This window comes from Xanthovirga aplysinae, from assembly GCF_009711365.1.
Lineage (GTDB): Bacteria > Bacteroidota > Bacteroidia > Cytophagales > Cyclobacteriaceae > Xanthovirga > Xanthovirga aplysinae.
On sequence record NZ_SMMB01000961.1, the window covers coordinates 1 to 5,846 of the forward strand.

Annotated in this window: 4 protein-coding genes; 3 read left to right on the forward strand and 1 reads right to left on the reverse strand. The window is 35.8% G+C overall.

Annotated features, from left to right (window positions below; genetic code table 11):
- Positions 1–640: 640 nt before the first annotated feature.
- Entirely contained in the window at positions 641–1,054 is a 414-nt protein-coding gene (locus tag E1171_RS09050; protein ID WP_155205686.1) for a hypothetical protein, read from the reverse strand.
- Positions 1,055–1,314: 260 nt separating this feature from the next.
- On the opposite strand from E1171_RS09050, the gene rlmN reads away from it, so the two are divergent.
- From rlmN to E1171_RS09065, 3 genes are all read left to right on the forward strand, one after another.
- Entirely contained in the window at positions 1,315–2,376 is a 1,062-nt protein-coding gene (gene rlmN, locus E1171_RS09055) for a dual-specificity RNA methyltransferase RlmN (RefSeq protein ID WP_155205687.1), read from the forward strand.
- Positions 2,377–2,904: 528 nt separating this feature from the next.
- The gene (locus E1171_RS09060) at positions 2,905–5,325 is read left to right on the forward strand and encodes a penicillin acylase family protein (RefSeq protein ID WP_155205688.1); all 2,421 of its coding nucleotides are present in this window, start codon (positions 2,905–2,907) and stop codon (positions 5,323–5,325) included.
- The gene (locus tag E1171_RS09065) at positions 5,322–5,696 is read left to right on the forward strand and encodes a hypothetical protein (RefSeq protein ID WP_155205689.1); all 375 of its coding nucleotides are present in this window, start codon (positions 5,322–5,324) and stop codon (positions 5,694–5,696) included. The genes E1171_RS09060 and E1171_RS09065 overlap by 4 nt, the downstream gene beginning before the upstream one ends.
- Positions 5,697–5,846 lie beyond the last annotated feature (150 nt).

Genomic DNA, 5,846 nt, shown 5'->3' on the forward strand with positions numbered 1-5,846 from the left:
TATGATAATAATTAATAAAAAAAATAAATTTGATAGGTAATGGTTTTTCATTTTTTTGTTTTTAATTAAATACATTTTTGTAGCAAATTTATCAAAAAAAACAACAATATTAAATTTAAAGGAATTAATAGACACCATTTAAAACCCTAAATTTATTTCTAAACTCATTTTAAGATTATAATCTAAAAAAAAACAGTAACCTTGTTTAAACACAAGAATATCAAACACTTTGAAGTATTTGATTAAAATCATAACTCTAATAATGACCTAGAAATAAAGAGAACAGTAGAATGTTAAATTTTGAAAAGGCCCTTTAAAAAATGGCTATTTCACCGAGAAAAAAGAAAAGTTCTATTTTTAGGTTTATAAGTCTGAGTCCAATTAAAATTTTGGCTAGTCCCCTAACTCATACTCTTTCTTCGATAAAATATTAATAAAAAATAAAGAGAACGACCATTACCTTAGCCTGTACAATATCGATTAAGAAGAAGGGAGGTTGAGAAACTTAAACATTAGTTTTTTTCCAGAAATGAATTACCTCTTCGCACCTAGGTTATTTATAGTAGGGAAAGTTTCTCAGCAAACTAAATCAAGCCCCTAAAAATTTGGATTTTATATTATTAGAATGTGCAGAAACCACTTAATCTCTTTCCACCAATAACTCTGCTTGAAATGCCTCCATTTCATATTCAGGAGTACCTGGGTATGGGGATAAGCCTAACAATTTAATGTAGATATTATCTATAATGGTATCTTGCCTGAAACCTTCACCTCTATGGGTATTTAAATTAAAAGGAATTTCTTTCGTCCCGTTATTAAACCATAATTTAACTTTAGCGTTGCCTGCCCAAATGCATCTCACATTAGCCGGGCAACGAGAATCTTCAAGCACCTGATCGAAAGAAATACTTAATTCACTACCTTCATTAATCCTAGTTTCTTCAATTTTTATCTTAAAGGGGTGATCAAACTCAAATGTTGTGGTTAGGTTCTGGTTTTCTGCGGCACAAGAAATTAACATAAGAACCCACAGTAATCCTTTTATTTTATTCATCTTTATATAAAGGCTTACATTTCTGATATATTCTTTCTTTTTCAATCAGGCCTACTTTCAAAAAAATTATTGGTTCAAAATCCAATTACCCTACCATTGAATGTATTAATTTAACCCCAAATCCAAATCAATTTTTCCAAATAACTTAAAAATATTCAATTACCACTTTCTCCTGAAAATTTAAAAGGTTAAGAGAGCCCAATAACACAATAGCCTTCGTTCTTAGTAAGACTAAAAAGAGATATTCCTATATTTGCAGCATGGTTGAAACAGGATTAAAAAAGGATATTCGGAAAATCAGTAATAAGGAGCTGAAGGATTTCCTAAAAGAAAAGGGGGAGAAAGCATTTCGGGCCAAACAAATTCAAGAATGGCTTTGGAAAAAATCGGCTCGGAGTTTTGATGAAATGTCCAACCTTTCTTTAAATTTAAGATCTTTACTTAAGGAACATTTTGAATTATTTCCTGTAAAGGTTGCTGAATTTCAAATCAGCAATGACCGTACCATCAAATCCGCTTTCCAACTGCATGACACGCATTTAGTGGAAGGGGTTTTGATTCCGGCAGATGACCGAATGACAGCCTGTATATCTTCCCAAGTTGGATGTTCACTTACTTGTAAATTCTGTGCCACTGGATATATGGACCGCAAAAGAAACATTGAAGCGGCTGAAATCTACGATCAGGTGGTATTAATAAAAGACCAAGCTGAAAAACACTACAAGCATCCATTAACCAATATTGTGTACATGGGCATGGGAGAACCATTACTCAATTATGCCAATGTTATTAAGTCCGTAGAGTACATCACCTCTCCTGAAGGACTAGGCATGTCTCCCAAGAGAATCACTGTTTCTACTGCCGGTATTGCCAAAATGATCAAAAAATTGGCGGATGATGAAGTTAAATTTAACCTCGCACTTTCTCTTCATGCGGCAAATGATGAAAAAAGAAATCAAATTATGCCCATCAATGAGACAAATAACCTGAAGGTTCTCATTGAGGCATTGCAATATTTTTACCAAAAGACAAAAACTAGAATTACCTTAGAATATATCCTTTTTTATAATTTCAATGATAGCCTACAGGATGCTGAAGAGTTATTTAAAGTAACCAAAAAAGTACCTGTAAAAATCAATATTATTGAATATAACCCTATTGCTGAGGCTAATTTTTCCAACACAAAAGCCGACACTTTAGACCAGTTTGCCTCCTACTTAGAAAATAAAGGGGTAAATGTAAATGTGAGAAGAAGCCGTGGAAAAGATATTGATGCCGCTTGTGGACAATTGGCTAATAGAAAAAAGGAAGGAAACAATTAAGCTATAGATTGCCAACTCCACATTTTACCTCACACTTTTTTTAATAAAATATGGAAGGAGGAATCCTTCTTTCTGACGAAAATAAAGCTGGACGCATTTGAAGGGCGTCCAGCTTTAGTCATGTAATTGGTTTTTTAACCCCTTTTCGTCAATTAAACCACTTTTCCTGTATTCCTCAATCGACATTGGAAACTTAACATACTTGTGGTGATTTCCTTACATTTCTTTTTCAGAGTAAATTTTCTCAATAATAATTCTGTAATTATCCTAAATCCAAATTCCACTCCCACCAATATTTAATAAAGCCACTAATCGTCAAAATCTAGTCTCAATAATGTTTTCCCTAAATAATATTCCTCCCTCCAAACCAAAAAGTATAAACAGGAAAATATAATTTTTGAGCATAATCTGTTAATTTATAGTATATTAAGCAACAAGGAGAGTCTCATTCATAATTAAAGGGTTCAAAGCACCCTTTAAAAGGAAAACAAATCTAATCCAGCCACCCTCCTTTTAAGCGAAATTCCTATGAAAATTGTCCGACTTTCTTTATCCCTTCTTTTTACCCTTGGCTTATTAATCTTGTTTAGTATCAAAATCGGAGATGTTCCTCCTCTGGGTTATTTTCTTAATCCCTTTACTGGTTTTTGGCATAATGCCGAAACTGAAAAGGGACCGGAGTTATCCTCACTTAAAATAGATGGCCTTAAGGACAAAGTAAGTATTTACTACGATGAACAATTAATCCCACATATATTTGCTACCAATGATGAAGACGCTTATCTGGCTCAAGGTTATGTAACAGCAGCATTGCGCCTTTGGCAAATGGATTTTCAAACCATGGCTGCAGCAGGCAGAGTATCAGAGATTGTTGGCAAAAAGGCTTTGGATTTTGATCGACTACAAAGGAGAAAAGGGATGGTTTATGGGGCTAAAAATAAAATAAAATCCCTAAATAGTCATAACGAATCTTTAATGGCTCTTGAAGCCTATGCGAAGGGAGTTAATGCCTATATCGACAATTTATTTTATAGGGATTTACCTCTTGAATATAAACTATTAGGATATCGTCCTGAAAAATGGACACCCCTTAAATCTAGCTTGCTGATGATGTATATGGCAGATGATTTAAGTGGTGAAGATAAAGACCTGGAGAACACCAATGTCCTTAAACTCCTTGGGAAGGAGAATTTTGAATTGCTTTTTCCTGAAGTCCCCAAAGATTTGGACCCGGTAATTCCCAAAGGCACCCGATGGAATTTCAAGCCAGCACCTATTAAAAAAGAGGCCATCATAATACCGGAAGGGTATATCTCGAAAATCCCGACCCAGCCTTTAGAAAATCTTGCCAGTAACAATTGGGCCATTAGTCCGAAGAAAAGTGCAAACGGCTCTACAATATTGGCCAATGACCCTCATCTTTCCTTTAATCTACCTTCCATTTGGTTTGTGTTGCAACTACACAGTCCGGAAATGAATGTTTTTGGTGCTTCTCTTCCCGGGGCTCCAGGAATTATCATCGGCTTTAATGATTCCATTGCCTGGGGGGTCACCAATGCCAAAAGAGATGTCAGGGATTGGTACCAAATCAAGTTTAGGGATGAACATAAGGAACAATATGCTTATGATGACAAATGGCTACAAAGCACTAAAAAGATTGAAGAAATTAAGATCCGTGGGGAAAATTCCTTTATAGATACTGTAGTTTATACGCATTACGGACCGGTGGTTTATGATGAGCATTTTACGGGAAAATTAAAACAGCAAAATTTCGCTTTGAGGTGGACTGCACATGACCCTTCCAATGAGTTATTATCTTTTAAAATGCTGAATAAAGCCCAAAACTATGAGGATTATTTGAATGCTTTAACCCATTACCAAAGTCCAGCTCAAAATTTTGCTTTTGCTTCAGCAAATGGGGATATCGCCATGGGGGTGCAGGGAAAGTTTGTGAATAAATGGCCCGGACAAGGGAAATTTCTTATGGATGGCAGCCAATCCTCCCAGGAATGGCAGGGTTTTATCCCTCAAAATCATAATGCGAACGTAAAAAACCCTCCTCGCGGTTATATTAGTTCGGCCAACCAATACCCGGTAGATATTACCTATCCCTACTATATTTATGATTACATCTATGAGAATTATCGAAACCGACAAATAAATCAACGGCTTAATGAGATGGAAAACATTTCGGTAGAAGATATGATGTTATTGCAAAATGATAATTTTAACCTGAAGGCTTCTGAAAGTTTGCCCTTATTTTTAAATCTATTAGACACCAATATTATCAGCAATCCAGCTTTGGAAAACAAGCAAATCCTGGAAGACTGGAATTATTACAATAATGCGGACGAAAAAGCTCCATCCATCTACGGGAGTTGGTGGCGCCATCTATATGCTTCCATTTGGGATGAATTTGATGTGGACAACCTTGCTCTTTATAAACCCCAAGCGTATAACACCATTGAGTTAATGAAAAAAGACCCCGAACATGTATTTTTTGATGTGCTGGCCACCCCGGAAGTAGAAACTTTGAAGGATTTACTTCAGGACTCCTTTGAGAAAGCTACAGATGAGTTAACAGGATGGAAAAAAGAAAATGAGAAGGATTTTGAATGGGGAGATTACCGTAAAATTCGAATACAACATTTGGCCCGCCTGGAACCTTTGAGTGTGTATACTCGCTCAGGAGGAGGCAAGCATATTGTAAATGCTACTCAAGGCCACCGCGGTCCTTCCTGGAGGATGATTGTTAAATTTGGAGAGGAATTAAAAGCCTGGGGGGTATACCCAGGTGGACAAAGTGGAAATCCAGGAAGTCCTTTTTATGCTAATTTGGTAGATAAATGGAGTCAAGGAGAATATTACCCCTTACAATTGCTCCAGGTTGGCGACACTGCTAAAATGGATTTTCACTTCAATCAAACCCTAAAGCCTGCCACACAATGAAAAGTACTTTTAAGATAATATTGATTTTCGGCTTTTGCTACCTGGTTCAACTCTATTTTCCATGGTGGTCGGCAGCCCTGGTTGCTTTTTTGGTAAATACCATGTTGGAACAAAAAGCATTTAAATCTTTTTTGACTGGCTTTTTAGGAGTGGGACTTTTGTGGCTGTTTATGGCCTGGCGTATTGATTACACCACCAATTCCATCTTAACCAACAAAATAGCAGCCCTTTTTCAGTTAGGAAATACTTACCTACTAATTTTTATTAGTTGCCTCCCTGGGGCTTTAACTGGAGGATTTTCAGCCTTAAGTGGCAAGCTCTTTCGTGATGTGTTTAAATCAAAAGTATCTGGAGAGGGAAGTTATTATTAAAATATTCTAAAAAAGAACTAACCTTAATAAAAACTAAAATAAACAGGATAAAATCCTGGCTCAGGAAGATCAATTTCCCTTAAAAATACATCACAGGATATAATCCAACAAGTGATGATAAAACTCCAACGATAGTCAGGGATACTTTTT